Source organism: Novosphingobium sp. ST904, assembly GCF_001298105.1.
GTDB lineage: Bacteria > Pseudomonadota > Alphaproteobacteria > Sphingomonadales > Sphingomonadaceae > Novosphingobium.
In genome coordinates, this window is sequence record NZ_LGJH01000155.1 from 19,105 (window position 1) to 44,243 (window position 25,139).

At 66.3% G+C, this 25,139-nt stretch carries 17 protein-coding genes and 5 pseudogenes; 10 read left to right on the top strand and 12 right to left on the bottom strand.

What is annotated here, in order from left to right; translation table 11 throughout:
* Positions 1-38: 38 nt before the first annotated feature.
* Positions 39-785 carry a hypothetical protein gene (locus ADT71_RS18540; protein ID WP_054439161.1) on the bottom strand — a complete coding sequence of 249 codons (747 nt, stop codon included), beginning with the start codon at positions 783-785 and terminating at the stop codon, positions 39-41.
* A 233-nt stretch (positions 786-1,018) separates the two neighbouring features.
* On the opposite strand from ADT71_RS18540, the gene ykgO reads away from it, so the two are divergent.
* The 6 genes and pseudogenes from ykgO (at position 1,019) to ADT71_RS18570 (ending at position 6,212) form a co-directional block, all read left to right on the top strand.
* Positions 1,019-1,144, top strand: a complete 126-nt coding sequence (gene ykgO / locus ADT71_RS18545; protein WP_004210176.1) for a type B 50S ribosomal protein L36 — start codon at positions 1,019-1,021, stop codon at positions 1,142-1,144.
* A 96-nt stretch (positions 1,145-1,240) separates the two neighbouring features.
* Positions 1,241-1,885, top strand: a complete 645-nt coding sequence (locus ADT71_RS18550; protein ID WP_054439164.1) for an HAD-IA family hydrolase — start codon at positions 1,241-1,243, stop codon at positions 1,883-1,885.
* A 217-nt stretch (positions 1,886-2,102) separates the two neighbouring features.
* Positions 2,103-3,538, top strand: a pseudogene (locus ADT71_RS18555) (circularly permuted type 2 ATP-grasp protein).
* 28 nt (positions 3,539-3,566) lie between these two features.
* On the top strand, positions 3,567-4,514 hold the full coding sequence (locus ADT71_RS18560; protein WP_054439166.1) for an alpha-E domain-containing protein: 948 nt from the start codon (positions 3,567-3,569) through the stop codon (positions 4,512-4,514).
* Between the two features lie 14 nt (positions 4,515-4,528).
* Positions 4,529-5,392 (top strand): transglutaminase family protein, encoded by an 864-nt coding sequence (locus ADT71_RS18565; protein WP_054439168.1) that lies wholly within the window; start codon positions 4,529-4,531, stop codon positions 5,390-5,392.
* A gap of 58 nt (positions 5,393-5,450) precedes the next feature.
* Entirely contained in the window at positions 5,451-6,212 is a 762-nt protein-coding gene (locus ADT71_RS18570) for a proteasome-type protease (protein ID WP_054439171.1), read from the top strand.
* Between the two features lie 228 nt (positions 6,213-6,440).
* Here the strand turns inward: ADT71_RS18570 and ADT71_RS34100 are convergent, their stop codons facing one another.
* From ADT71_RS34100 to ADT71_RS18595, 6 genes and pseudogenes are all read right to left on the bottom strand, one after another.
* A complete protein-coding gene (locus ADT71_RS34100) occupies positions 6,441-7,214 on the bottom strand; it encodes a mannitol dehydrogenase family protein (protein ID WP_231636030.1) in 774 nt (257 codons plus the stop codon).
* Complete coding sequence (locus ADT71_RS34105) at positions 7,109-7,831, bottom strand: hypothetical protein (RefSeq protein ID WP_231636031.1); 723 nt, start codon at positions 7,829-7,831, stop codon at positions 7,109-7,111. The genes ADT71_RS34100 and ADT71_RS34105 overlap by 106 nt, the downstream gene beginning before the upstream one ends.
* Positions 7,828-9,243, bottom strand: a complete 1,416-nt coding sequence (gene uxaC / locus ADT71_RS18580; RefSeq protein WP_054439175.1) for a glucuronate isomerase — start codon at positions 9,241-9,243, stop codon at positions 7,828-7,830. The genes ADT71_RS34105 and uxaC overlap by 4 nt, the downstream gene beginning before the upstream one ends.
* A pseudogene (locus tag ADT71_RS18585) lies at positions 9,243-10,887 on the bottom strand (family 43 glycosylhydrolase). Before ADT71_RS18585 ends, uxaC begins: the two are co-directional and overlap by 1 nt.
* A 12-nt stretch (positions 10,888-10,899) precedes the next feature.
* Positions 10,900-11,913, bottom strand: coding sequence for an alpha/beta hydrolase (locus ADT71_RS18590; protein WP_054439177.1), 1,014 nt, complete (start codon positions 11,911-11,913; stop codon positions 10,900-10,902).
* Positions 11,914-11,972: 59 nt separating this feature from the next.
* A pseudogene (locus ADT71_RS18595) lies at positions 11,973-14,860 on the bottom strand (TonB-dependent receptor).
* Positions 14,861-15,169: 309 nt separating this feature from the next.
* On the opposite strand from ADT71_RS18595, the gene ADT71_RS18600 reads away from it, so the two are divergent.
* Both ADT71_RS18600 and ADT71_RS18605 read left to right on the top strand, forming a co-directional pair.
* A complete protein-coding gene (locus tag ADT71_RS18600) occupies positions 15,170-16,513 on the top strand; it encodes a polysaccharide lyase family 1 protein (RefSeq protein ID WP_054439181.1) in 1,344 nt (447 codons plus the stop codon).
* Between the two features lie 17 nt (positions 16,514-16,530).
* Positions 16,531-16,923, top strand: coding sequence for a cupin domain-containing protein (locus tag ADT71_RS18605; RefSeq protein ID WP_221937061.1), 393 nt, complete (start codon positions 16,531-16,533; stop codon positions 16,921-16,923).
* Between the two features lie 48 nt (positions 16,924-16,971).
* On the opposite strand, the pseudogene ADT71_RS18610 reads toward ADT71_RS18605, so the two are convergent.
* The 5 genes and pseudogenes from ADT71_RS18610 to ADT71_RS18630 all read right to left on the bottom strand — a co-directional run bounded on the left by ADT71_RS18610 (position 16,972) and on the right by ADT71_RS18630 (position 22,557).
* A pseudogene (locus ADT71_RS18610) lies at positions 16,972-18,533 on the bottom strand (carboxylesterase/lipase family protein).
* 68 nt (positions 18,534-18,601) lie between these two features.
* Positions 18,602-19,608: pseudogene (locus tag ADT71_RS18615) on the bottom strand (sugar kinase).
* A gap of 14 nt (positions 19,609-19,622) precedes the next feature.
* A complete protein-coding gene (kduD, locus tag ADT71_RS18620; RefSeq protein ID WP_054439183.1) occupies positions 19,623-20,393 on the bottom strand; it encodes a 2-dehydro-3-deoxy-D-gluconate 5-dehydrogenase KduD in 771 nt (256 codons plus the stop codon).
* 154 nt (positions 20,394-20,547) lie between these two features.
* The gene (gene kduI, locus ADT71_RS18625; RefSeq protein ID WP_054439186.1) at positions 20,548-21,384 is read right to left on the bottom strand and encodes a 5-dehydro-4-deoxy-D-glucuronate isomerase; all 837 of its coding nucleotides are present in this window, start codon (positions 21,382-21,384) and stop codon (positions 20,548-20,550) included.
* Positions 21,385-21,522: 138 nt separating this feature from the next.
* Positions 21,523-22,557 carry a LacI family DNA-binding transcriptional regulator gene (locus tag ADT71_RS18630; RefSeq protein ID WP_054439188.1) on the bottom strand — a complete coding sequence of 345 codons (1,035 nt, stop codon included), beginning with the start codon at positions 22,555-22,557 and terminating at the stop codon, positions 21,523-21,525.
* Positions 22,558-22,695: 138 nt separating this feature from the next.
* Between ADT71_RS18630 and ADT71_RS18635 the strand changes: the two genes are divergently transcribed.
* Together ADT71_RS18635 and ADT71_RS18640 are read left to right on the top strand one after the other, a co-directional pair.
* Complete coding sequence (locus ADT71_RS18635) at positions 22,696-24,198, top strand: UxaA family hydrolase (protein ID WP_054439191.1); 1,503 nt, start codon at positions 22,696-22,698, stop codon at positions 24,196-24,198.
* Between the two features lie 92 nt (positions 24,199-24,290).
* On the top strand, positions 24,291-25,109 hold the full coding sequence (locus ADT71_RS18640; protein ID WP_054439194.1) for a 2-keto-4-pentenoate hydratase: 819 nt from the start codon (positions 24,291-24,293) through the stop codon (positions 25,107-25,109).
* The last annotated feature ends 30 nt before the right edge of the window (positions 25,110-25,139 follow it).

The following is a 25,139-nucleotide window of genomic DNA, read 5'->3' on the forward strand; positions in this document are numbered from 1 at the left end:
TAACCCTTATCGCACGCCGGAGCCATGAATAAGGTCGGTCAGTCTGCCGGGCTGTCGACGAGGTCCGCCTTGGGAAAACCATCGAAAAGGGCGGAGGCCAGCTTTCCGGCGATTCGGTAGTCGGGCCACTTGTCGTCACCTTCGCGGGTGGCGATCGTGGCATAGCCTTCCCAGAGCACCTTGCCGCTCGCCTTGTCGACGATGCGCGTGTCGAGGCGGGTGCCGATCAGCGCCGAACGCGGCTTGGTGAGGTCCACGTTGACGGCAAGGCCATAAGCCGAACCGCGGTTGCTGACGCCCATCGCGGCGGTGCCGCTGACGGGGCTGCGCTTTTCCTCGGCCGGGGTCAGCACCTGGCGGCTGATCTTGAGTTCGGCGACCTGGCCACCGCTTTCGTCCTTGTGCTGGGTATCGTATCCGGCACCCACCAGCGCCTCGACGATGGCGGCCTCGTAAGCGGCGCGCTCGGGGCCGGGGACCCATTGGCCTTCGCCCGAATCGGATTCGACGGCGACGATTCCCTTGCCCAGTTCGGCGGCTTCGGGGCCGGGCGCGACGAATCGGCTTACTTCGACGCGGCCTTCGCGCGAATCCTGCGTGCGATTGCGCGACGAGATCGGCGCACCGATGGGACCGCCCATCAGCGGATCGCCCCAACCGTCTCCCCAGCCGGGGCCATATCCGCCCCACGGCGAACCCCAGCCCGGACGGGCCTGAAGTGCGGGTGCGGCCAGCAGGGCTGCGGCCATGCCGGTGGCGAGAATCGCGGCTTTGAACGTCTGCATGGTGTTCCGGGTCCGAAGAATCGATTGGCTAAGAATCAGTTGGGTCGCACCCGAACCTGAGTTATGAGCCCTCGCGATTGCCCGTAGATGAACGGGAAAAGCGCGGGTCAGGCCATGAGAAATGGGCTCTTGCGCTTGACTTTGCAAGCCGTCACCCGTAACGGCGCCACTTCAATTTTCGGGCGGCCAGTCATTATTGGAACAACCGCCGGACCACGCAGACGAGACATGACATGAAGATTCGCAACAGCCTGAAGTCGCTCAAGGGTCGTCACCGGGACAACCGCGTGATCCGCCGTCGCGGCCGTACCTACGTCATCAACAAGACCAACCGTCGCTTCAAGGCCCGCCAGGGCTGATTCGGCTGCCTGTCCCTGCCACGCGGCGGGGACCATAAGGCGGACGGGCGACTACGTCGGTGACATGAGGCCCCCGCCATTCGCGGGGGTCTTATCATGTCTGCAGTCCACGTAAACGATCCTGCCCAAGGCGCCGCCGTAGAGGCGGTCGTCTTCGATGTCGGGCGCGTCCTCGTCGAGTGGGACATGCGCCTGCTCTTCGCCAAGCTGATTCGGGAGCCCGAACGGCTCGACTGGTTCTGCGCGAACGTCGTTACCGAAGAGTGGCACTTCCAGCATGATGCCGGCCGCGACCTCGCCGAGATGGTTGCCGAACGGAAGGCCGAGTATCCCGGCCACGATGCCCTGATCGACGCTTACGCCACGCGTTTCCTCGAAACGATTCCCGGCAACGTGCCCGGCAGTCACGAGATCGTGCGCGAACTGGCGTCCGGCGGGATGCCGCTTTTCGCCATCACCAACTTCGCCAGCCCGTTCTGGCGGGAATACCGCGCGTCGGAGCCCCTGTTCGACCTGTTCGGCGACATCGTCGTCTCGGGCGACGAGAAGCTGGCGAAGCCCGGTGCGCGCATCTTCGATCTCGCCGCGCGGCGTTTCGGCCATGCGCCCGGCGCGATGCTGTTCATCGACGACAATGCCGCCAACATCGCCGCCGCCCGCGATCTCGGCTGGCAGGTGCATCACTTCCAGAACGCGGCTGCCTTGCGCGCGGATCTCGGCGCGCGGGGGCTGCTGGCCTGAGCTGTGAAGGGCGGGGCGCTCGAACGGATCGATTAGCCAACCCGCTTAGCACCTGCCGCACAGCCCAAAGCTGCGGCCATTTCCCGGAGCGCTGGGTATTCGACCAATTCGGTCCGATTTCCGCCAATTCGCGCAGTAATTTTTCTTTCGCACTTGCAGCGTAACCGCTTGGCAAGTCCGTTTCCATGTTGCATCACATGGACAAACGGGAGTCACAATGACGGCTACGGGCGGAACCAATTACGACGAAATGCTCAACGAGGACGGGTCGGTCAGGCCTGCCTATGCAGACTTCAGGAATTGGTACGACTCGCAGGACAAGACCTGGCTGAAACGCCAGGATGCCGAGGCCGAACGCTTCTTCCGCCGCATCGGAATTACCTTCAACGTCTATGGCGACGATGCCGCCGAAGAGCGGCTTATCCCGTTCGACATGATCCCGCGCATCATCACCGCGCGCGAATGGCGCAAGCTGACGCGGGGGATCGAGCAGCGGGTGAGGGCGCTCAATGCCTTCCTCCAGGATCTCTATCACCGGCAGGAGATCATCCGGTCCGGCCGCCTGCCGATCTCGGCCCTGCGCGACAACGAGGCCTTCCTCACGCAGATGATCGGGATGACGCCGCCGGGCGGCGTCTATACCCATATCGTCGGCATCGATCTCGTCCGCACCGGGCCTGACGAATTCATGGTGCTGGAGGACAACGCCCGCACGCCGTCCGGTGTCTCGTACATGCTCGAGAATCGCGAAACGATGATGGCGATGTTCCCGGAACTGTTCACCAGGATTCCGGTGCGCCCCGTGTCGGACTATCCGCGCGGCTTGCCCGTTCCCTGCGCGCCTGCGCGCCGCCCGCCTTCAAGGGATCGGGCCGGCCGACGGTCGCGGTGCTGACGCCGGGCATCTATAACTCGGCCTATTTCGAACATGCCTTCCTTGCCGACCAGATGGGCGCGGAACTGGTGGAGGGCAGCGACCTGCGCGTGGTGGACGGGCGCGTCGCCATGCGCACGACCACGGGCTACAAGGCGATCGACGTCATCTATCGCCGGGTGGACGACGATTACCTGGACCCGCTCAGCTTCAATCCCGATTCGGTGCTGGGCGTGGCGGGGATCATGGATGTCTACCGCGCGGGCGGCATCACTATCGCCAATGCGCCGGGCACCGGCATCGCCGACGACAAGGCGATCTACAGCTACATGCCCGAGATCGTGGAGTTCTATACCGGAGAGAAGCCGATTCTCTCCAACGTGCCGACCTGGCGCTGCTCGGAGCCGGATGCGCTGGCCTATGTGCTCGACAATCTCGCCGAACTGGTCGTGAAGGAAGTCCACGGTTCGGGCGGCTACGGCATGCTGATCGGGCCGACCTCCTCGAAGAAGGAACTCGCCGATTTCGAGGCCAAGCTGCGGGCGCGGCCGGACAATTACATCGCCCAGCCCACGCTCTCGCTTTCCACGGTGCCGATCTTCACCAAGGAGGGTCTGGCGCCGCGCCATGTGGACCTTCGCCCGTTCGTGCTGGTCTCGCCCGACGGCATCGACATCACGCCCGGCGGGTTGACCCGCGTGGCGCTCAAGAAAGGATCTCTGGTGGTCAATTCCTCGCAGGGCGGCGGCACCAAGGACTCTTGGGTGCTGGACGAATGAAGGGTCCTGAAAGAGCGAGGGCGCGCTGATGCTGGGCCGGGCCGCCAACGGCGTATACTGGATGAGCCGCTATCTCGAACGCGCGGAAAATACCGCGCGGCTGATCGACGTCGGCTTTCATCTCGCTCTCACCCGCGGGAACAAGCACTCGCAGGACGAGGAGTGGAAGTCGGTCCTGACCACCACCGGCCTGATCGAGGACTACCGCGCGAAGCACTCGGACATCACCGGGACGCAGGTGTTCAACTACATGCTGCGCGACAAGGACAATCCCGGTTCGGTGCTCGCCATGCTGGAGAATGCGCGCACCAATGCCCGCATGGTGCGTAACAGCCTGACGAACGCCGTGTGGGAAACCACCAACGAAGGCTGGATGCACTTGCGCGACCTGCTTTCGCGGCCCGTGCGCGAAACCAGCCTGGGCGAGGTGCTCACCACGATCCGGCGCACCGGAACGCTGGTGCGCGGCGCGCTTGAAGGCACGATGCTGCGCAACGAGGTGTTCAACTTCGCGCGCATCGGCACCTTCATCGAGCGGGCGGACAGCACCGCGCGCATCCTCGACGTGAAGTATTACGTGCTGCTGCCCTCGGCGGCGTGGGTCGGTTCCAGTCTCGACAATGTGCAGTGGGATACCCTGCTGCGCTCGGTGGCGGGCAACCGCGCCTATTCGTGGCTCAATGCCGGCGCAATGGACCCGCGGGGGATCGCGCGCTTCCTGATCCTCGACGGCCAGTTCCCGCGCTCGCTGGTGTTCTGCTACGAAAAGATCCGCAGCAACATGGCGGGGCTCGCCAAGGAATACGGGCACGAGACTTCCGCCCATGCGTTGGTCCGGCAGGCCGGAGACGCCCTGCACCAGACCACGATCGAGAATATCTTCGAAGTGGGCCTGCACGAATTCCTGCAGGACTTCATCGGCAAGACCACGCGCATCGGGGGCGCCATCGCCGCCGATTACCGGTTCATCGAATAGAAGGACAGCCACCCGTGCTTCTGACCGTTACGCATACCACTCGCTATGCCTTTGCCGGGCCGGTCACTCACGGGCTGCAGCGCCTGCGCCTTAAACCCAAGACCACGCATGGGCAGGAAGTGCTCGACTGGCAGATGGAGATCGAAGGCGCCCGGCCCGAGGCGCAGTATGACGACCATCACCAGAACCATACCGCGCTCGTCTCGATCGAGCCGGGCACGCCCGAAGTCATCGTGACCTGCAAGGGCACGGTGCGCACGATCGACAACAGCGGCATCACCGGCGCGCACAGCGGCCATACCCCGCTCTGGTGCTTCCTGCGGCCGACCGTGCTGACCCGCGCGGGAAGCCGGGTGCGCTCGCTGCTGGCTTCCGTCGATGCGGATCGCGCCGATACGCTGGGCTTCCTCCACGCCCTGTCGAGCGCGGTGGCCGAGGAGATCGAGTATCTCCCCGGTTCCACCGATGCGGAGACGACGGCGGAACAGGCGCTCGCCGCCGGAAAGGGCGTCTGCCAGGATCATGCGCACGTCTTCATCAGCGCCGGTCGCCTGCTCGATATCCCGATGCGCTACGTCGGCGGCTATCTGCGCATGAACGACCGGGTGGAGCAGGAAGCCGGGCACGGCTGGGCCGAGGCGTTTATTCCGGGGCTCGGCTGGGTCGGATTCGACGTTTCCAACGCGATCTGCCCGGACGAACGGTATATCCGCGTAACCAGCGGTTGCGACTATGCAGAGGCCGCTCCGATTACAGGTATCGCGATGGGAGCGGGGGAAACGCGGCTCGACGTGCATTTGTCGGTGGCCGAGAACCTGCTAGGACAGCAGCAACAGCAGTCCGCAAGCGGCGGACAACAACAGAGACAGGGCGGCTGAACGGCCGCACCCCCGCATCGGTCGCGCGGGGCGAAGGATTTCAGGGGTTAGAACTTCCATGACCTATTGCGTGGGCATGATGTTGGATCGCGGGCTCGTCTTGATGAGCGACACCCGCACCAACTCCGGCGTCGACAATATCTCGACCTTCCGGAAGATGTACCACTGGGAGCTCCCCGGCGAGCGCGTGATCTCGGTGATGACGGCGGGCAACCTCGCCACGACCCAAGCGGTGATCAGCCAGTTGGAGGAACGCAACAAGGCCCCGGCGGAACGGCACAATTCGCTGCTCGAAGCGCCGACCATGTTCCAGGTGGCCACTATCGTCGGCAATCTCCTGCAGGACATCATTTCCGAACGCGCCGCCGATAACGGCCAGAGCGCGGCTTCCGGCACGTTCAGCGCCTCGATGATCGTCGCCGGCCAGATCAAGGGCATGGAGCCGCGCCTGTTCCTGATCTACCCCGAAGGCAATTTCATCGAAGCCAGCTTCGATACGCCCTTCTTCCAGATCGGCGAGACCAAATACGGCAGGCCGATCCTGATCCGGGGCTACGAGCGTTCGATGACGTTCGAGGCGGCGGTGAAGCTGCTTTGCGTATCGTTCGATTCGACGCTGAAAGCCAATCTCTCGGTGGGGCTGCCGCTCGACCTGCTGGTCCTGGAGCAGGACCGCTTCACGCCGCTGCACGAGCGGCGCATCGACGCGGGCGATCCCTATTTCCAGTCGGTTTCCACCGGCTGGGGAGAGGCTTTGCGGCAGGCCTTCGATTCGCTGCCGGATTACCGGATGGAAACGAAGCTCGACACGTCGGTCTGAAGGAAGGGCCCCGTCCCAGCCGCCTAGGTCGTAAACTCATAAACGGCACCATCGAGGCGCCATTTGGACGTCCCTTCGGGATTTACCTTGCGGTGAACTACGTTTGAGGCAAAATGGCCCATCGCTGCGTCGGGAGGTCTTGAAATATGGACATATTCCAGCGCCTTCCCTCCTGGCGCTGAGCCATTTTGCCTCAAACCTCGATGGCGCCGTTTATGAGTTTACGACCTAGACTCTCTGCCCCAGATGCTCGGCCAGACTTTCGAAGTCGCCGGCCGAAGCACGCCAGGTGGCCGCGAACAGCCCGTGTTCGCCGAACAGGGCGCGCGGCATTCCGCCGGGGCCTTCCTCGCGCCAGAGATCGGCAAGACGGACGGCCATCGGGTCATCGACCGGGCCCCAGTTCACGGCGTTGTCGCCGCGAACGTGGCGCATCCATGCCGCCAGCGCCGAGAGGATCGCAGGGCAATGCCTGCCTTCGGCCTGGTTGGCGGCAAGCGTTTCCAGCCAGCGCTGCGGGATCTTCTGGCTGCCGTCCATCGCGATCTGGATGAGCCGATGCTGGAGCGCCGGATTGGCGAAGCGTGCCAGCAGGGCCTCGGCATAGGCGTCCAGATCCTGTCCCGGCGCGGCTGCGATGGTCGGCTGGGCCTCGACGCGCATCAGGCGTTCGATCAGCGGGCGGATCGCCGGATCGGCGACTGCTTCGTGAACGAAAGCATGGCCGTGTTCCAGCCCGAGGTAGGCCAGCGCCGAGTGCGCGCCGTTGAGCATCCGCAGCTTGGCCGCCTCGTAAGGGGCGACATCGCCGACGAGCTGCGCGCCCACGGCTTCCCAAGCGGGGCGGGGACCGGCGAACTTGTCCTCGATCACCCACTGGCTGAACGGTTCGGTCATCACCGCGCCCTGATCCTCCAGCCCGGTGGCCGCGGCGACCGTCTTGCGGTCGCAGCGGTGGTGGCGGGGACGATGCGATCGACCATGGAGCAGGGGAATGCGCAATGCGCGGCGACCCATGCGCCGAGTTCGGGGTCGTGGCGGGCAAGGTATTCGGCCATGAGCCGCTCAAGCTGGCGGCCGTTATCGGCAAGATTGTCGCACGAGAGCAGGGTCAGGCCGGGAAGGTCCGCGTCGCGGCGGCGGCGCAGGCCCTGTTCGAGGAAGGCATAGACGCTGCCGTGGTGCGCCAGGAAGGGTTCGAGCGAGCCGTCCGCCGCGCGGCAGTAGCCCTTCTCGGTGATGGTGAAAGTGACGATCCGCGTTTCCGGCGCGGCAAGAGCAGCGATGACGGCTTCCGGTTCCTCGCTGGCGACAAGGACGCGGCCGACCGATCCGATCACCACTGTCTCGTTGCCCGCGGCCGAGCATTCGGTGAGGGTATAGAGGCCGTCCTGCGGGTTCATCTGGCGCGCCACATTGGCGGATCGCAGCGATACGCCGGTGATCGCCCAGTCCCGGTCCCCGGCCGCCATCGCCCGGTCCGTATACCAGGCCTGGTGGGCGCGGTGGAAGGCGCCGATACCGAAGTGGACGATGCCCGCCGCCTGCGCGCCCCGCTCGTAACGGGGGCGCGCGATGTCGGCGGGAAGCTGCGGCAGGCTCGCAGTGGAAAGTCTCACAAACGATAGGCCTTCTTCACGAGATTGTAGGTAAGGTCCTGCGCCAGTTCGGCCGCTTCCCAGTCCTCGATGCGGTGCTCGACGACGAGTTCCGCAAGGAACCCGCAATCGATCCGGCGGGCAACGTCATGGCGCGCGGGGATCGACAGGAAGGCCCGTGTATCGTCGTTGAAGCCGACCGTATTGTAGAAGCCTGCGGTCTCGGTGGTCATGCGGCGGAACCGGCGCATGCCTTCGGGGCTGTCGTGGAACCACCATGCCGGGCCGAGCTTGAGGCAGGGATAATGCCCGGCGAGCGGCGCCAGTTCGCGGGCATACGTGCTTTCGTCCAGCGTGAAGAGAATGATCGAGAGGCCGGGCTCGTTGCCGAACCTGTCGAGCAGGGGCTTGAGATTGGCCACATATTCGGTGCGCGAGGGGATGTCGGCGCCCTTATCACGGCCGAAGCGTTCAAAGACGCGGGCATTGTGGTTGCGGAAGGCGCCGGGGTGGATCTGCATGACGAGGCCGTCGTCGAGGCTCATCGCCGCCATTTCGGTGAGCATCTGGGCGCGGAACAGTTCGGCATCCTCGGCGGTGAAGTCCGCGCTGGTGACTTTGGCGAACAGGGCTTCGGCCTCGGCGCGCGGGAGATCGGCGGTTTTCGGGGTCGGGTGCCCGTGATCGGTCGAGGTAGCGCCCATTTCCGCGAAGAAGCGGCGGCGCTGGCGATGCGCGGCAAGGTATCCGTTCCAGGTGAGGCAGTCCTCCCCGGTGAGTTCGGAAAACCGGCGCAGGTTTTCGCGGAAACCCTCGAACTCGGGATCGACCACCGGATCGGGGCGATAGGCGGTGACGACCTTGCCCTTCCAGCCCCCGGCACGCGCATTGTCCGCCCGGATCGCGGCGTGGTGTTCCAGCGTGTCGAGTGGGCTTTCGGTCGTGGCGATCACTTCGATGCCGTAACGGTCGAACAGGGCGCGGGGGCGGAAGCTGTCGCTCGCCAGCATCTCGGTGATGGTGTCGAAATAGAGATCGCTGGTTTCGGCCGAGAGCTGCACACCCATTCCGAACGCTTCGGCGAAGACCCAGTCAAGCCACATGCGGGAGGGCGTGCCCCGGAACAGGTGGAAGTTCTCCGCCAGCAGCCGCCAGGCCGCGCGCGGATCGACGCCAGGATTGCGCACGCCGAGCGATTCCATCGGGATGCCCTGCGAATAGAGCATGCGGAACACATAATGGTCCGGCACCAGCAGCAGTTCGGTGGCATTGCCGAATGTCTCGTTCGCGGCGAACCAGCGCGGGTCGGTATGGCCGTGCGGACTGACGATCGGCAGTTTCGCGACGCTTTGGTAAAGCTCGCGGGCGATTGTTCGCGTGGCGGGCTCGGCCGGGAGGAGCCGGTCGGGATGCAGATCGAGGGGGCGGAGCATCAGTCTTCCAGTGCTGTGAATCGGAAATCGCGGAACTTTGCCTCGCCCGGACCGGCGGCATAGAGGCCCGGCCGCAGCATGAGGAAGCCGCCGCGAACATTGTGGTGATAGCCGGACACTTCCATGCCCCGGTCGAACCGCTTCCATGTCCTGCCGCCGTCTCCCGAGGTGTGGAACGAGACGATGTGGCGGCGATTGGTGAGGCGCATCTTCATGCGGCTTCCGTGCGGATTGGCGGGGCGGCCGCGCTCGTTGCCGTATTGGTGGGTGACGAAGCGGGTCTCGTCGAAGCCGAGCCCGGCATAGAGCTTGTCGTCATAGAACAGCACCAGGCCGGCGGTGCCGCCGGGCGCCAGTTCGATATCGCATTCGAACCGGTAGCTGGTATCGCCCGCGATCAGCAGCAGCGGTGAGCCGCTCGACGGGGCGAGGCCCTTGCCCGCGAAATGCAGCGCGCCGCCTTGCACGCGCAGGCGGCTGGATTCGTCGGGGGCGGGGCGGAAGAACGACCATTTCGAACCCAGCGCCAGCGGCTTCGAGAAATCGTCCGACAAGGCCATGCCGTGCGGCAGGGGGCTGGCGATCCTGGGCACCGGCAGCGGCTGTGAGAGGTCGCCGCCGGTCATGCGGAACCAGCCCTCTTCGGTCCATTCGATGGTATCGAGCAGGCACTGGCGGCCAAGCGTCCAGTAGCCGTTCTCGAACCCGTGGTAGAGCGTGTACCACTTGCGGTCCGGCCCCTCCACCAGGGAGGCATGCCCGCGCGACCACCAGGCCTCGGACTGGTCTTCGGTGCGGACCAGCGGATTGCCGGGATGCTGCTCCCACGGTCCGTGAATCGAGCGGGCGCGGGCGGCGATCACCATGTGCCCGGTCGGCGGACCGGCCGTGCCGCCCACCGCCGTGAGCATGTAGAACCAGCCCCCGTGGCGGTGGATCTTGGGGCCTTCGGGCGAAAAGCCCTCGACATCCCAGTCCTCCGGGTAGTGCCACGGGTCGTAGACATGCTCCACCTTGCCCGCCAGCGAGAGGCCGTCGTCGGACAGCCGCACGCGGTCTCCGCCCGAAAGGAACAGCCAGCGCGAGCCGTCCTCGCCCACGGCGTGGCAGGGGTCGATATGATCGTGCAGGCCCAGCGGTTTCGGATCGCTCCACGGGCCGTCGATGTGATCGGCCCAGATCACGTATATCTCGTTGGGCTCCGCCTTGACCGGGATGTAGAGGAAGTAGCGGTCCTTGTGCTTTTCCAGGCTGACTGCCCAGACCGAGCCGATGTTGCGGGTGAGCGCGGGCTTCCTCGGCTGCCAGTTCACCAGATCGCGGCTGTGCCAGATGGTGAGGCCGGGGTAGGAATCGAAGCTGGAGAAGGTGAGGTAATAATCCTCGCCATCCTTCAGGATGGCCGGGTCGGGCCGGTCTCCGGAGAGGACCGGATTGAGCATCGTTCCATTCCCGAGGTCGGCGATGCGCTGGCCGTCAAATCCGCGCCGCCAGTGGCGTGCGGGAGCCCGGGGTGGGCGCTGGAGGAGCAATCCCCGCCCCGGTCTCCCCTGCGGCAGCCTCTCTCCCCGCGAGAGTGGGTGCCGCAAGGCCGATACCGCCCAGCAGGGCGGTCTTGAGTGCGTCGCGTCTGTCCATGGTCATCCTGTCTTCGGTCTAGGCAAGCCCCACCGAGCGCGCCCAGGCGCGCCAGAGTTCGGGCCATGTCTCGACCGGCTTGCCGATCGTGCCGCGCAGGCCGAAGCCGTGGCCGCCCTGCGCGAAGAGGTGGGTTTCCACCGGAACGCCTTGCGCCTTGAGCGCGGCGCGCAGCCGCAGGCTGTTGTCCACCGGAACGGCGGGATCGTCCTCCGCGTGGAGCAGGAAGTGCGGCGGCGCGCCCTTGGGAACCGTGCGGTCCGGTGAGTGCGCGGCCTCCATTTCCGGCGTGGGAGAGGGGCCGAGCAGCAGCTTGCGCGAGCCCGCGTGAGCGACGGCGGGGTCCATCGAGACCACCGGATAGATCGGGGCCGCGCAGAAGGGGCGCGCGGAAAGCCTGTCCGCCGCGTCGACCGGCTTGTAGACTTGGGCGTCGTAGCGGGTGGAGAGGCTGGCGCAGACATGGCCGCCGGCCGAAAAGCCCATGGCGGCAACACGCTCCGGCTGCACGCCGTAATCCTTGGCGCGGTGGCGGATCAGGCGGATGGCGCGCTGGGCATCGGCCAGCGGCACGTCCTGCCGATCGGCCCAGCCCTCGCCCGGCAGGCGGTAGAACAGGACGAAGGCGGTGAAGCCGCGCGCGGCGAGCCAGCGGGCCATCTCGTAGCCCTCCTTGTCGATGACGACGAGGGCATAGCCGCCGCCCGGCGTGATGAGCACGGCCGCGCCATTGGGGCGGTCCGGCCGGAACACCACCATGCGCGGGCGGGTGGTCCCGGTAACGGAACGGTCGTTGACCTGCCCGTTGGTGGAGCGTTCGGTGACGGTTTCCAAAGGAGGAGTGGCGGGCATTCCCGGCGCGCCGCGGGGCCACAGGTCGATGGTCTCGCCGGGTTCGGGCAATCCCGCCGGCGGAGACCGGGTGCTGTCGAAAGGTGCTGCCGTCTGCGCTTGCGCGGTTCCAGCCGTCAGCCCCGGCAGGAGGCCCGAGGCAAGGGAAGCCGCCATGAACGATCGGCGGTCGATGGTCATGGCGGCTTCCTCTTCGTTGCTTTCAGTTCACTTCATTCGGCATTACTGCCGGTCAAAGGTCAATACTTGAGGCGCGCGCCGAACAGGATGGTGCGGCCGAAGTGGTTGTTCTCGTAATTGCGCTGCGCGTAGATGTCGTTGGTGCGGTAGCGATATTCGTCGGTCAGGTTGTTGCCGTCGATCGACAGTTCCATCCATTCGGTCGCCTGATAGCGGATCGCCGCATCGACGCTGGTGTACGAGCCGTAACCCTCGAAGATATTGCCGGTCGCGCTGGTGGCGTCGCTGAACGGGCCGCGATAGCTGACCGAGCCGCGGATGCTGAACTTGCCGTCGTCGTAATAGAGCGTGGCGTTCCAGGCCTTCTTCGACACGCCCAGCAGGGTGTTGTTGTAGATCGCCGAGACGCCGGAGAGGCCGCAGGCATTGGTCGTCGGGTTGCGGGTGCAGGCGGAAACGGCCGGACCGGTGATCTGGTAGTCCGCGCTGCTGTCGATGAAGGTGGCGTTGCCCTGGAAGCCGGTGTGGGTGAGGATGCCCGGCAGGAAGGTGAAGGGCAGTTGCAGCGCCAGTTCCACGCCCTTGAGCGTCGCGCCCTTGCCGTTGACCTGGGCGGAGACGATGTACTCCTGGTTCGGGTCGTAATTGATGTAGGCAGGCGTGCTCTGCCCCAGCACGTCGCGGCCAAGGCCGAGCTGCGGCAGTGTAGCGGTATAGGTGCCCGCAACCGGGAAACTCTCGATCTTCTTGATGAAGCCCGCCACAGAAACCAGCGCCTGCGGTGCGAAGTACCATTCAATCGAGGCGTCGAAATTGGTTGCCCGGTAGGGGTTGAGGAACGGATTGCCGAAGGTCACGCGGTAGTTGAACCCGTCGACCGAGCCGCCGGGGTTGAGGTTGCCCAGCGAGGGGCGCGTGATGACCTTGGCGATCGCGCCGCGCACGATCACGTCATGGCGCGGGTAGAACGCGATGTTCATTGCCGGCAGCCAGTCGTCGTAGCTGCGCCCAACGGTCGCGGCTACGCCTGCGGTGTAGCCGGTAGAGGTCTGCTTGGTATGAGCGCAGCGACGCCGGCATTGCCCGCGAATTCGAGGCCGAGGATATCGCCCTTGACGTCGAACTGGAGGTATCCGCCCGAGGTCTCCTCGCGCACGCGGCGATTGTTCCCGAGATCCTCGACGGCCGTACGGGCATAGAGATTGGTGTAGTTCGCCGCCTTGTCGATGTCGGCCACGATCCACGAACTGGTGGTGCCGCCCGGCTGTCCGGCGTCACCGAGATTGATGAGGCGCGAGATGTCGGAGGTGACGGGCAGGCCGTAGACGCTGGACGAGCAGGTCACCTGGCCCAGAATCAGGTCCGGCTGGCCGTTGGTGGCGCAGGCGGCGGTGTCACGCTGGAACAGCTGCGTACGGAAGTCGTAACGACGCCAGACGCCGCCCGCCTTCACGGTGAAGCCGTCCGCCATGTCCCATTCGGTGCGCAGCTGGGCGGTCTTGAACTTGTTCTTCACGTAGGACGGACGGTCGCGGATTTCGGCGAGCTGGAAATTCGCCGGATTGGTCACGTCCAGGCCGTAGTTCAGCACCGGCGACTTCATGTCGGAATAGTCGAAGTCGAAACCGTTCGCGTTGCGGTTGTCGTAGGCGAAAGTGGTTTCCACCGGGATGTCGGCGTTCGACTGCGAGAAACCGCCCAGCGCCGTGAAGCGGAAGGTGTCGGTCACGTCCTGGTCCCAGGTCGCGCCGAACTGGTAGAATTCGGTCTCCGACTTGCGCAGGTAGCTTTCGGTGCGGACCCAGGCATTGTCGTAAGTGCCTGCGATCATCGTGCCCTTGTCGTCGTAGACCGGGTCCACGAGGTTGAAGCGGCGTTCGTTCGAGCGGGCGAGGACTTCCAGCCACTGTTCCGAACGGTTTTCCTTGAACGAGGAATAGAGGCCATCGATCGAGAGCTTGGTGCGGTCGGTCGGTTCGAACTGGATCGAGCCGGTCAGGCCGAGGCGGCGGCGATCATGCTCGACCTTGCCGTAGCGCGGGATGCGGGCGTGGAACGAGAGCGCTGCCGCGTCGCAGGCTTCGGAAGGACGGTAGCCGCCGCCGGAGTTCACCGGGTTGCCGCCGGTCGGGCCGACGTCCGAATAGAAGCAGGGCGTGCCGTTCACCGAGTTGAAGTAGGCCTGCGACCAGCGGACGGTGTTGTTGCCGGTTTCCAGCGTATCGGTGTGCGAATAGGCCGCCGAAAGGTTGACGCCGAAAGTGCCGGCATCGTTGCGCCAGGACAGCAGGCCGGCAAGGCGCGGGCCGACGTTCTTGGACAGGTCGTTGTAGGAACCCTGCATGTTGAGCACGGCGGAAAGACCGGCCTTGCCCGCCAGCGGATTGCCGGTGTTGAGATCGACCACGGCGCCCAGCGAGCCTTCGTCGAGGCTGGCTTCGGCGGTCTTGTGGACCACGAGGCTGCTGAACAGTTCCGAGGCGAAGACGTTGAAGTCGAACGCGCGGTCGCGGTTGGCGGAAGCGCCGTCGGAGCTGGTTGCGATCGTTTCCAGGCCGTTCACGCGGACGCGGGTGAACTGGGCGCCAAGGCCGCGCACGGTGATTGCACGGCCTTCGCCGCCGTCACGCTGGATCGAGATGCCGGGGATGCGCTGGAGCGATTCGGCAAGGTTCTGGTCAGGGAACTTGGCCATGTCCTCGGCGACGACGGCATCGACGGCGCTGACGGATTCGCGCTTCACGTTGAGCGCGGCTTCGAGCGACTTGCGGAAACCGGTCACGATGATTTCCTGCGCGGCGGTGCCGTCTTCCGTCGCGGTCTGGCCTGCGGCGGCGGTATCCTGTGCGAACGCTGCGTGCGGCAATGCCAGCGCACTGCCCGCGACGAGAGCTGCCTTCAGTAGCGAAATCCTCGAAACATGAACCTTGGAAATATTCAGGCGCATGATCACTCCCCCTGTAGCCGTTGTGGCCTTCATGGCCGTTTTGGCCAATTGATACCGGTGTCAGAGGTGTTCGCGCCTTTGGCGCTTCCCTTCTCCGGCACCTGCTCCCGGCGTCTTGCAACGCCATCCTCCACGCCTTGTCGGCGCACGTCTTCCGAACCGCGTATCGTCGTTTCATTGCGACCGTCAGTTCGTTCTTGCCGGTCTTGGTAACCGGTGTCATTAGTTATTGCCGCAGGGACAGCGCCCTGTCAAGAACCCCTGTGAGAAGCAGGTCAACGGGAGAGCACAGTGAAAGAAAAGAGGCAGATGAGCCGTCTTACCCTCACGGTTTCGGCCGCAATTCTGGCGATTTCGGCGGTCCCGCAGCTGGCCGGCGCGCAGGCCGCAGACCCGACCCGGGGCGGCGACGGCGGGCGAATCATTCGCGTGACGACCCTGGCCAAGGACGGCCCCGGATCGCTCAGGGAAGCGGTCGAGGCGAAGGGCAAGCGCACCGTGGTGTTCGAAGTGGGCGGGGTGATCGACCTTGAACGCTCGGTCATGGAAATCGACGAGCCCTACCTCACCATCGCCGGACAGACCGCGCCTTCGCCGGGCGTGACCATCGTTCGCGGCGGGATCGATCTCAAGGGGCACGACGTCAAGATCAGCCACCTTCGCGTGATGACCGGGGTGGACGGCCAGCCCAAGCTTTCCGGCTGGGAGGCGGACGCCTTCTCCACCGTTGCCGCGCATAACGTGGTGGTGGAGCATTGCAGCTTCTTCTGGGCGATCGACGAGAACATGTCGACTTCCGGGCCGCGTTTCAACGGCAACACCGTGAAGGAATGGCGCGCGGCGACCAGCCATGACGTGCTGTTCCGCGAAAACCTCGCAGCCGAAGGCCTGGCCGATGCCAGTCACCCCAAGGGCGAGCATTCCAAGGGCTCGCTGGTGCACGACAATGCCACCGGCATCGTCTTCTACCGCAACGTCTGGGCCCACAACATGGAGCGCTCGCCGCTGGTGAAGGGCGGGGCGCAGGTGCTCATGGTCAACAACATGATCTACGATCCCGGCCACCGCGCGGTGCACTACAACCTGATGAACCTCGAATGGGCGGGGCATCCCTATGTCACCGGCGAGATTACGGCCGTGGGCAACGTCATGCGTGCGGGCAACACCACTGCGCCGGGTCTGCCGTTCCTGACGCTGGGCGGCGACGGCGATCTTGCCTGGTTCAGCAAGGACAACATCAACGTGGATCGCTGGGGCAATCCCGCGCCGATGCTGGGCCGCTACGGCGTGACCAAGGCGAAAGTGATCGAATCGCCGCAGCCGCTCGCCAGCCTCGATGGCTACAAGGTGGTCCCGGCCGCCGATCTCGAGACCGGGCTGCTGGCCTCGGTCGGCGCCCGCCCGTGGGACCGTGCGCCTGACGATATCCGCGTGCTGTTCTTCGTCGCCGAAGGACGCGGCGAGGTGATCGACGACGAGAAGGTCGTCGGCGGCTATCCCCATCCGGCGCCGACTCGCGCCGCCTTCGTGGAGAAGGACTGGAACCTTGCGACGATGACGCCGAAATCGGGGATTTATCCGGGCCAGAAGGCAGGGGCGCAGGAAAAGCTCTCTGCCCGCGACAAGGAAATGCGCGAAGGGGCCGCGAAGTGATCGCGGCCCTGCTGCTGATGGCCGCATCCGCCACGGGCGCGCCGCCGATGGCCGTGATCGACGAGAAGGACACCGTGCGCGAGGAAGCCCCTCCGCACGGCGCCATCGGCATGAGCACGGCCTACCGCATCTCCGATGCCGCGCCCGCGCCGCGCACGATGGAATTCCGCCGCCGCGTGCTTCACAAGGGAGCGGCGATCGGCGAGCATCCCATCGCGCATGACGAGGTGTACTATGTGCTCTCGGGCGAGGGTGAGGTGGTTTCGGACGGAAAGCGCGCGGCGCTCCGGCCGGGGATGACGGCCTATCTCTACAACGGCGCGGTCGTCGGCATCTGGCAGAAGGGCGACGAGCCGCTTTCGCTGGTGATCGCCTATCCCAATCCGCCGGGTTCCGCCGGGAAGAAGTGAAAGGGTGCGCAGGGGGGCATCGCGCTCCCCTGCGCACTTGCGGCGGCTTCAGGTTCCCGGCTGCACATAGGGCGCCGTGGCCCACAATTCCCGCTGCCAGCCGCGCGGGTCGTTCTCCACGCGGACATTGTCCCCGAACACCATGGTCTGGCGGGAGGGCAGGGCGTAGGCCGCCCAGTCCGCGATGCCCGGCCGTCCTGTCCTGGCGAGCCCGGCGAAGGCGCCCATCATCGCCTTGCTCAGGGCCTGCGCGCCTGCGTCCGTGCCTGAAAGGCTGCCCGGCGCATCGAGCGTGCCGAAGACGTAGGGAATGTCATCGGTATGCGCCGCGCGCGCAGCGGATCGACGGGAGAGGGCCGTTCGAGCTGATAGACCCAGGTTTCCCGCGCACCTGCCTTCGCGCGCTCGTCGGCCTCGATGACTTGCCCCGGCCATGAGCGACCCGCCGTGGTGGCGGCGTAATAGACCTGTTCGACGCTCCAGCCCGGCTCATGGGCACGGTAGCGGTCCACCACCCATTGCGGGTCGAGATCGATCTTCACCTCGCGGCTCATCCGCTCGGCCAGGTTGCCCCAGTCCAGCCCCTTCAGCTTGCTGCCGCGCGGGTCGAGGAAGGCGCGGGTTTCATCGTGGGTATTGCCCAGGATCATCGGCACGCCGAGCGACTGCGGCGCGGCGTCCGGCCAGAACGGATGGCGCGGCAGGTTGGTCATGTCGAGCACCGGGCCGAAATAGACCGGGCCGCCCATGACCGGATCGGTGGCGGCAAGGCCCTCCACCAGTCGTTCCACGGGCATCGTCCGCAAACTCTCCACATCGCCGGGCGCCAGCTTCAGCGCCGCCATGAGCGCCTGCGTGCGGGCCCAGGCGTGCATCGGCCCGCTGGCCTGCACCTGCTGGCCGCTCATGGTGGCGGCGGTGTGGAACAGCCCTTGCGCGGCCGGCATGGCCATGAGCGTGGCGATCTTGGCGCCGCCGCCCGACTGGCCGAACACCATGATCCGCGCCGGGTCTCCGCCGAACTGCGCAATATGTTCGCGCACCCATTGCAGGGCGAGGATCAGGTCGAGCTGGCCGAGGTTGCCGCTGTCGGCATAGCGGGCGCCGAAAGGCCGCAGCCAGGCATGGCCCAGCGCGTTGAGCCGGTGATTGACGGTGACGACCACCACGTCTCCTCCGGCCGCCAGCTTCGCGCCGTGGGTAAGGGGATCGGTGACCGAGCCGGTCGTATAGGCGCCGCCGTGGAAGTAGACCATGACCGCGCGCTTCGCGGCGGGGTTCGCTTCGGGTGTCCAGACGTTGAGGAAAAGGCAGTCTTCGGACTGACGCTCGCTACCGGAGCCGCGTTGCGGGCAGATCGGCGCGAAATTCCGGGCTTCGACGCGCGGACCGGACCAGGGTTCAGCGACGGCGCGGGCAAAGCGCGGCGCGCGGCCGTAGCGGATGCCCTTGAAGGCGAGCACGCCCTGTTCGGCAAGGCCGAGGTAGCGCCCCGCCGCCGGGCTGTCGGCACGCGCGGAGGGGCGGGCGAGAAGCGGCGCAGGGGCGATCGCGGCAAGCGTCGCGGCGGACTTTACGAGAGTGCGGCGCGTTATGTGTCTGGCCGTCATGGCAGTGCCTCTTCCCCCGGCGCCGTCCCGGATCATGTCCGGGGCGACGCAAACGCATCAGCTTCCGGTCACCGCCGCACGTCGCCCCCGGCGATCGAGAACGCTTCCAGTTCCGCCCGGCCGATCAGGCTCATGTCGCCGTGCAGCGAATGCTTGAGCACCGTATAGGCGAGGCCGGCATGGGCCATGGCCGAAAGGTCGCCGCCTTCCAGCCACTGGTGCAGCACGCCCGCCGCGAAGGCATCGCCGGTGCCGATGCGATCGACGATGCCGGTGGCTCGCTCGGCCGTCTGCACCGCGCCGTCGCGGCCGTCCACGCGGGCGGCGATGCGGTGATGCCCGGCGTTGACGACATGGCGCGCCGTGGAGGCGATGATCTGGAGGCCCGGGAAGGCAGCGAAGGCGGCCTCGGCAGCCTCGCGGCGGCGGTCTTCACCGTCGCCCGAGAAGGTGCCGCCCAGCAGCAGCGAGATGTCGCGGTGATTGCCGATCATCACCGTGGCCGCGCTGACCAGTTCGGTGAGCACTTCGCGCGGGTTGCTGTCCCAGCTTTCCCACAGCAGCGCGCGGTAATTGCCATCGAAGCAGATCGGCACGCCGGCTTCCTGCGCGGCGCGCACCGCGGCCCTGGCGAGCGAGACGCCGCCCGGCCCGAGTGCGGGCGTGATGCCGGAAAGGTGCAGCAGCCGCGCGCCGTCGAGCGCGGCGGCAAAGTCGAAATCGTCCACCGAGGACTGCGCGAAGGCGCTGCCGGCGCGGTCGTAAGTGATCGCGGAAGGACGCAGCCCGGCGCCGGTTTCGAGGAAGTAGAGCCCCATGCGGCCCGGCCCGGAGGTGACGCCGGAAAGGCCGATCCCCGCCGCGCCCAGCGCGCGCGGGCCTTGTCGCCCAGCGGATTGGCGGGCAGGCGCGAAACCAGGCGGACCTCGTGGCCGAGCGAGGCGAGCCCCGAGGCGACATTGGCTTCCGCCCCGCCCACCACCATGTCGAGCGAATCCGACTGGACCACGAGCCGTGCATCATGCGTGGCGAAACGGATGAGAACTTCGCCGAAGCAGGTAACGTGGCCAGTCATAGTCTTGGTAATCCTCAGCGCGCGAGCCAACCGCCGTCTACGGCGAGGACGTGGCCTGTAACATAATCCGCAGCCGGGGAAGCAAGAAACACGGCGGCGCCGGCGATGTCGCGGGGATCACCCCAGCGGCCGGTGGGAATGCGCTCCAGGATCTGGCGGTTGCGCGTCTCGTCGCCCTGAAGGGCTGCGGTGTTGTTGGTGGAGATGTAGCCCGGAGCGATGGCGTTGACCTGCACGCCCCTGGGCGCGAGTTCGTTGGCCATGGCCTTGGTCACGCCGCCCACGCCCGACTTCGCCGCCGCATAGCTCGGCACGCGGATGCCGCCCTGGAAGGTGAGCAGAGAGGCGATGTTGACGATCTTGCCCCGGCTACCACCAATGGCGCCCCGCTCCACCATGCCCTTCGCCGCTGCCTGGCTGAGGAAGAACAGGGTCTTGAGGTTGGTGTCCATCACCGCGTCCCAGTCCTCTTCGGAGAACTGCAGCAGGTCGTCGCGGCGGATGATCCCGGCGTTGTTGACGAGGATATCGATCTTGCCGAGCCCGGCCACCGCTTCGTCGATCACGCGGCCCACGGGCTCGATCGAGGAGAGGTCGGCCTTGATGTTCACGCACTTGCGGCCGGTCGCTTCGACCAGCGCAATGGTTTCCGCCGGTTCGCTGCGCCCGGCAAGGGCCACGTCGGCGCCGGCTTCGGCGAGTGCCACGGCAATGGCCTGTCCGATCCCGGTGTTGGCGCCGGTCACGAGCGCGGCCTTGCCTTCGAGGCTGAAGGAAATCGCCATAGTCTGTCCTGTCCCAATCTGATCGTGCCGGCGGTGCGGTTTCGCACCGTTGGCTCCGCGTTCGGCATCGACTTCGTCGTTGCGGGCGTGGCTCCGTCGCTCCGCTCCCCGCCGGTGACGAGGGGCGCGACGGAGCCGCGTCCGAACGGATACCCTACTGAAGCTGGCAGATATCCAGCACGTTCATGTCGGTATAGTCGAGGTTTTCCCCGCCCATGGCCCAGATGAACGCGTACTTCTTGGTGCCCGAACCCATGTGGATCGACCACGGCGGGCTGATGACGGCCTCTTCGTTGGCGATCACGATGTGGCGCATCTGGTCGGGCTCGCCCATGTAGTGGAAGATGCGGTCGTTCTCTTCGGGCAGTTCGAAGTAGAGGTAGATCTCGCTACGGCGGTCATGAAGGTGCGGCGGCATCGTGTTCCACACCGAACCTTCTTCCAGCACGGTGAGGCCCAGCAGCAGCTGCGCGCTTTCGCAGACGCCGGGGATGACGAGCTGGTAGATCGTGCGCTGGTTCGAATTGGCCAGATCGCCGCGGGCCAGCGGGTTCGCTTCGGCCAGCGTGATCAGCTTGATCGGGCAGGCCTTATGCGCGGGGACCGAGGCGATGTAGAAGCGCGCGGTCTCACCCTCGAAGATCACCTCGTCCGAGCCCATCGGCACGTAGAGGCATTCCTTGTTGCCCACCTCGAAGCGCTGGCCGTCGACCGTGATCGCGCCGGGGCCGCCGATGTTGGTGATGCCGGCTTCGCGGCGCTCAAGGAAGGGCTTGCCTTCCGCGCTCTTGGGAACGGTCTGCGCGGGCAGCTTGAGCGGACCCTGCGAAGGCACCGCGCCGCCGATCACGAAGCGTTCGTTGTGCGAATAGTTGAGGTTGACCTTGCCGTCCTCGAACATGCCGCCGACGAGGTAGCGATCGCGCAGTTCCTCGTTGGAGACGCACTCCATCATGTCGGGATGGGTGGCGTGGTAGGTCTTGCAGAACACGGGGGCTCTCTCCCTTGTGGAATTCAGTTCCGTATGGTGGGACGCTATTGCGTTTCAGGTCAAGTCTTATCCGGCTTTGGTAACCGGTGTCAATGTCCTGCGGGGCGTGTTTGTCCCCATGTGCCTGAACCGCGGCGCTCAGCGGTCCGGGGAGGGCGGCGCCACCGAGGCGCGGCGCACGAGGTCCGAGAGGAACAGCGATGGCTGCGAAGCGGCGCTGGCTGGCTCGATCAGCTTGCGGGCGGCGGCGGTCGCCATCGGCACGATCGGCCAGCGCACCGTGGTCAGCGGCGGCCAGATATGCGCGGCGATGGCGGTATCGTCGAAGCCGATGATGGAAAGTTGCTCGGGCACCGAAATGCCCTTCGCCCGCGCCGCATGAAGCACGCCGGCGGCCATCTCGTCGTTGCTGGAGAAGATCGCCGTGGGGCGCGGTTCGGCGGACAGCAGGCGCTCCCCCGCGGCAAGGCCCGATTCGAAGCGGTAGTTGCCCCGCGCGGTGATGGCCGGGTCCGGTTCGAGGCCGGCGCCAGCAAGCCCGTCGGCAAAGCCCAGTTCGCGCTCGTGAGCGGAGCGGAAGCCTTCCGGCCCGGCGATGAAGCCGATGCGCTTGTGGCCAAGGCTCACCAGCCATGCCACCGCCTCGCGCACGGCATGACGGTCGTTCGAGGCGACGAGGTGCTTGTCGTCATCCAGACGGGCGGAACCCATGCGGACCAGCGTGCAGCCAAGCTCGCGGCAGACGGCGGCGAGGCCGTCGTTCTCGGAGATCGGCGGCAGCAGCAGCACGCCGTAGAGGCGCTGCTGCTCGATGAAGCGGCGGATGTCCTCCAGCATCGTGGGGGAATGGCGATCCACCGGGCGGACCACCAGCGCGAACTCGGTGTCGCGGATCGCGTCCAGAATGCCTTCCTGCACGCCCAGCACCATCTGCGCGTTGGGGTTGTCGTGGATCAGGCCGATCAGGAAGTTGCGCCGCAGCGCCAGCGCGCGGGCCTGCGGGTTGGGCACATAGCCGATTTCGGCGATCACCGCTTCGACCTTCTCGCGCGTGGCCTGGTTCAGCAGGGGCGACTTGTTGATGACGCGGCTGACGGTCTTCTTCGACACGCCGGAGAGCCGGGCGACGTCGTTGATGGTGGGCTTGGCGTCGCGTTTGTGTTCTTCCGGCATCCTCGCCCCTTTTGACGGACCGCTTGCGGTTTCGCCGATCTGTTGTCAGCCGCTTGCCTTCTTGCTTGCGGAAAGGCAAGATGACACCGGTTTCCTTTTCTTGGAAGTCCTCAATTCCGCGCTAACTCCGGTCCTACGATGCCTTCAGAAATCCCCGCCTCGATTCGTATCCACCCCCGCGACACCGTGGCCGTCGCGCTGCGCCCGCTCGCCTCGGGCGAAGTGGTGGACGGCCTCGCGCTGCGCGAGGAGGTGGGGCAGGGGCACAAGTTCGCCCTCGCCGATATCGCGGCAGGGGACACGGTGGTGAAGTACGGCCAGCCGATCGGCCGCGCCACGCAGGCGATCCCGGCGGGCGGCCATGTCCACACCCACAATGTGGAAACCGCGCTGGCCGGCGAGCTCGCCTACGCGCCCCACCCCGGCGAAGCGCAGGCCCATGCCCCGCGTGCGGGAACCGACCTGACATGGCAGGGCTATTTGCGCGCCGACGGCCGCGCGGCGACCCGCAACGAGATTTGGATACTGCCCACGGTCGGCTGCGTCGGCATGACCGCCGAACAGGTCGCCCGCGAGGCGCAGGGCCGCCATGCGGCGCTCATCGCGGCGGGCCGGATCGACGGTGTGCATGCCTTCGCGCACCCGCACGGCTGCTCGCAGCTTGGCGACGATCTCGACGGCACCCGCGCCCTGCTCGCCGGGCTTGCCGCCAGCCCCAATGCGGCGGGCGTGCTGCTGCTTGGGCTTGGCTGCGAATCCAACCAGCTCGATGCGCTGGTTGCGGCGGTGCCGGTATGGGCGCGGTCCAAGCTGCGGATGCTTTCCAGCCAGTCCGCCGGGAACGAGATCGAGGAAGCGGGCCGGCTGGTGGACGAACTGGTCGAGGAAGCGGCCGGCGCCCGCCGGGTCGAACTGCCGCTTTCGGCCCTGACCATCGGGCTCAAGTGCGGCGGTTCGGACGGCTTCTCGGGGCTCACCGCCAATCCGCTGCTGGGGCGGCTTTCGGAAACGATCTCGGACGCGGGCGGCAAGGCGATCCTCACCGAGATTCCCGAGATATTCGGCGCCGAACAGGCCCTCCTGGACCGTGCGACCTCGCGCGAGGTGTTCGACGCGGCGGCCGGCCTCGTGAACCGTTTCAAGCGCTATTATCTCGACCAGGGCCTGCCGGTTTCGGAGAACCCCTCGCCGGGCAACCTTGCGGGCGGGATCACCACGCTGGAGGAGAAATCGCTGGGCGCGGTCCAGAAGGCGGGTTCCGCGCCGCTGTGCGACGTGATCGATTACGGCGGTCAGGCCAGCGTGCCGGGCGTCACCCTGCTGGAGGCGCCGGGCAACGATGCGGTGTCCTCCACCGCGCTCGCCGCTTCGGGGGCGACCCTGGTGCTGTTCACCACCGGACGCGGCACGCCGCTGGGCTTCCCGGTGCCGACGGTGAAGGTCGCCTCCAACCGCCGCCTGTCCGAGGCCAAGCCGCACTGGATCGATTTCGACGCCTCGATCGCGCTCGATCTCGGGCAGGACGCTGCCGATGCCGCTTTCCTCCAGCGGATCTGCGCGATCGCCAGCGGGGAGGCCACGGCCTCGGAGCGCGGCGGCCAGCGCGCCATCGCGGTCTGGAAGCGCGGCGTAACCCTCTGAACGGCTGAGGCAGCGCCCGCGCGGCCAAGTATCGATTTGCTTATGACACCGGTTTCCTTTAACGACGAAATCAGAACAACGAAGGGTTTGGGATGAGTTCGACCGAGCAGGCTCCCCACGAACAGGCACACGCGGTTGCGAGTGCATTCGTGGCGGCACGACGCGAGAAACGCGCATTGACGATCTACCCCGGCGAGGCGCCTACCGACCTGTCGGGCGCCTATGCCATCCAGGACCGCGCCATCGGCCTTGACGGCCGCACGGTGGCCGGCTGGAAGGTCGGTAGGATCAACGCCCCCGAAGACGCGCGCCTCGGCGCGAACCGGCTGTCCGGGCCGATCTTCGCGGATAGCGTGGTCACGGCAAGTTCGGGTGAAGCGCCCGAGATGCCCGTTTTCGCGGAGGGCTTTGCCGCTGCCGAGGCCGAATTCCTCCTGCATGTCGCGCCCGGCTGGAACGGCACGGTACCGGCGGACGACGCGGAGACGCGCAAGGTTCTCGATGCCGTCCATATCGGAATCGAAGTGGCCAGCTCGCCTTATCCCGGCATCAATGCCGACGGCCCGCCGGTGACGATCTCCGATTTCGGCAACAACGCCGGCATGGTCGTCGGGCCGGCCCTCGAAGGCTGGGAAACCGCCGCCTTCGAAACCATCGGCGTCCGCTTCGAGATCGAAGGCGAAACCATCGCCGAGGCAACCACGGCAACGATGCTCGACGGCCCGCTCGGCGCGGTGCGCTTCCTGCTGGCGAACCTTTCGGCCCGCGGCATCGATTGCAGCGGCGGCACCTGGGTTTCGACGGGCGCGGTTACCGGGGTCCACCCGGTGGTGCCGGGGCAGGGCGTGACCGCGCACTTCGAAGGCCATGGCAGCGTGAGCTGCCGGATCGCGGCGGCGGTGCCCGCCTGACAGGACAGATCGATCGGCAGGCCCACAAGA

What these genes read in the sequence shown, in the direction of transcription:
- ADT71_RS18540 (WP_054439161.1), bottom strand. Translation starts at nt 785, where the DNA reads ATGCAGACGTTCAAAGCCGCGATTCTCGCCACCGGCATGGCCGCAGCC.
- ykgO (WP_004210176.1), top strand. Translation starts at nt 1,019, where the DNA reads ATGAAGATTCGCAACAGCCTGAAGTCGCTCAAGGGTCGTCACCGGGAC.
- ADT71_RS18550 (WP_054439164.1), top strand. Translation starts at nt 1,241, where the DNA reads ATGTCTGCAGTCCACGTAAACGATCCTGCCCAAGGCGCCGCCGTAGAG.
- ADT71_RS18560 (WP_054439166.1), top strand. Translation starts at nt 3,567, where the DNA reads ATGCTGGGCCGGGCCGCCAACGGCGTATACTGGATGAGCCGCTATCTC.
- ADT71_RS18570 (WP_054439171.1), top strand. Translation starts at nt 5,451, where the DNA reads ATGACCTATTGCGTGGGCATGATGTTGGATCGCGGGCTCGTCTTGATG.
- uxaC (WP_054439175.1), bottom strand. Translation starts at nt 9,243, where the DNA reads ATGCTCCGCCCCCTCGATCTGCATCCCGACCGGCTCCTCCCGGCCGAG.
- ADT71_RS18590 (WP_054439177.1), bottom strand. Translation starts at nt 11,913, where the DNA reads ATGACCATCGACCGCCGATCGTTCATGGCGGCTTCCCTTGCCTCGGGC.
- ADT71_RS18600 (WP_054439181.1), top strand. Translation starts at nt 15,170, where the DNA reads ATGAGCCGTCTTACCCTCACGGTTTCGGCCGCAATTCTGGCGATTTCG.
- ADT71_RS18605 (WP_221937061.1), top strand. Translation starts at nt 16,531, where the DNA reads ATGGCCGCATCCGCCACGGGCGCGCCGCCGATGGCCGTGATCGACGAG.
- kduD (WP_054439183.1), bottom strand. Translation starts at nt 20,393, where the DNA reads ATGGCGATTTCCTTCAGCCTCGAAGGCAAGGCCGCGCTCGTGACCGGC.
- ADT71_RS18630 (WP_054439188.1), bottom strand. Translation starts at nt 22,557, where the DNA reads ATGCCGGAAGAACACAAACGCGACGCCAAGCCCACCATCAACGACGTC.
- ADT71_RS18635 (WP_054439191.1), top strand. Translation starts at nt 22,696, where the DNA reads ATGCCTTCAGAAATCCCCGCCTCGATTCGTATCCACCCCCGCGACACC.
- ADT71_RS18640 (WP_054439194.1), top strand. Translation starts at nt 24,291, where the DNA reads ATGAGTTCGACCGAGCAGGCTCCCCACGAACAGGCACACGCGGTTGCG.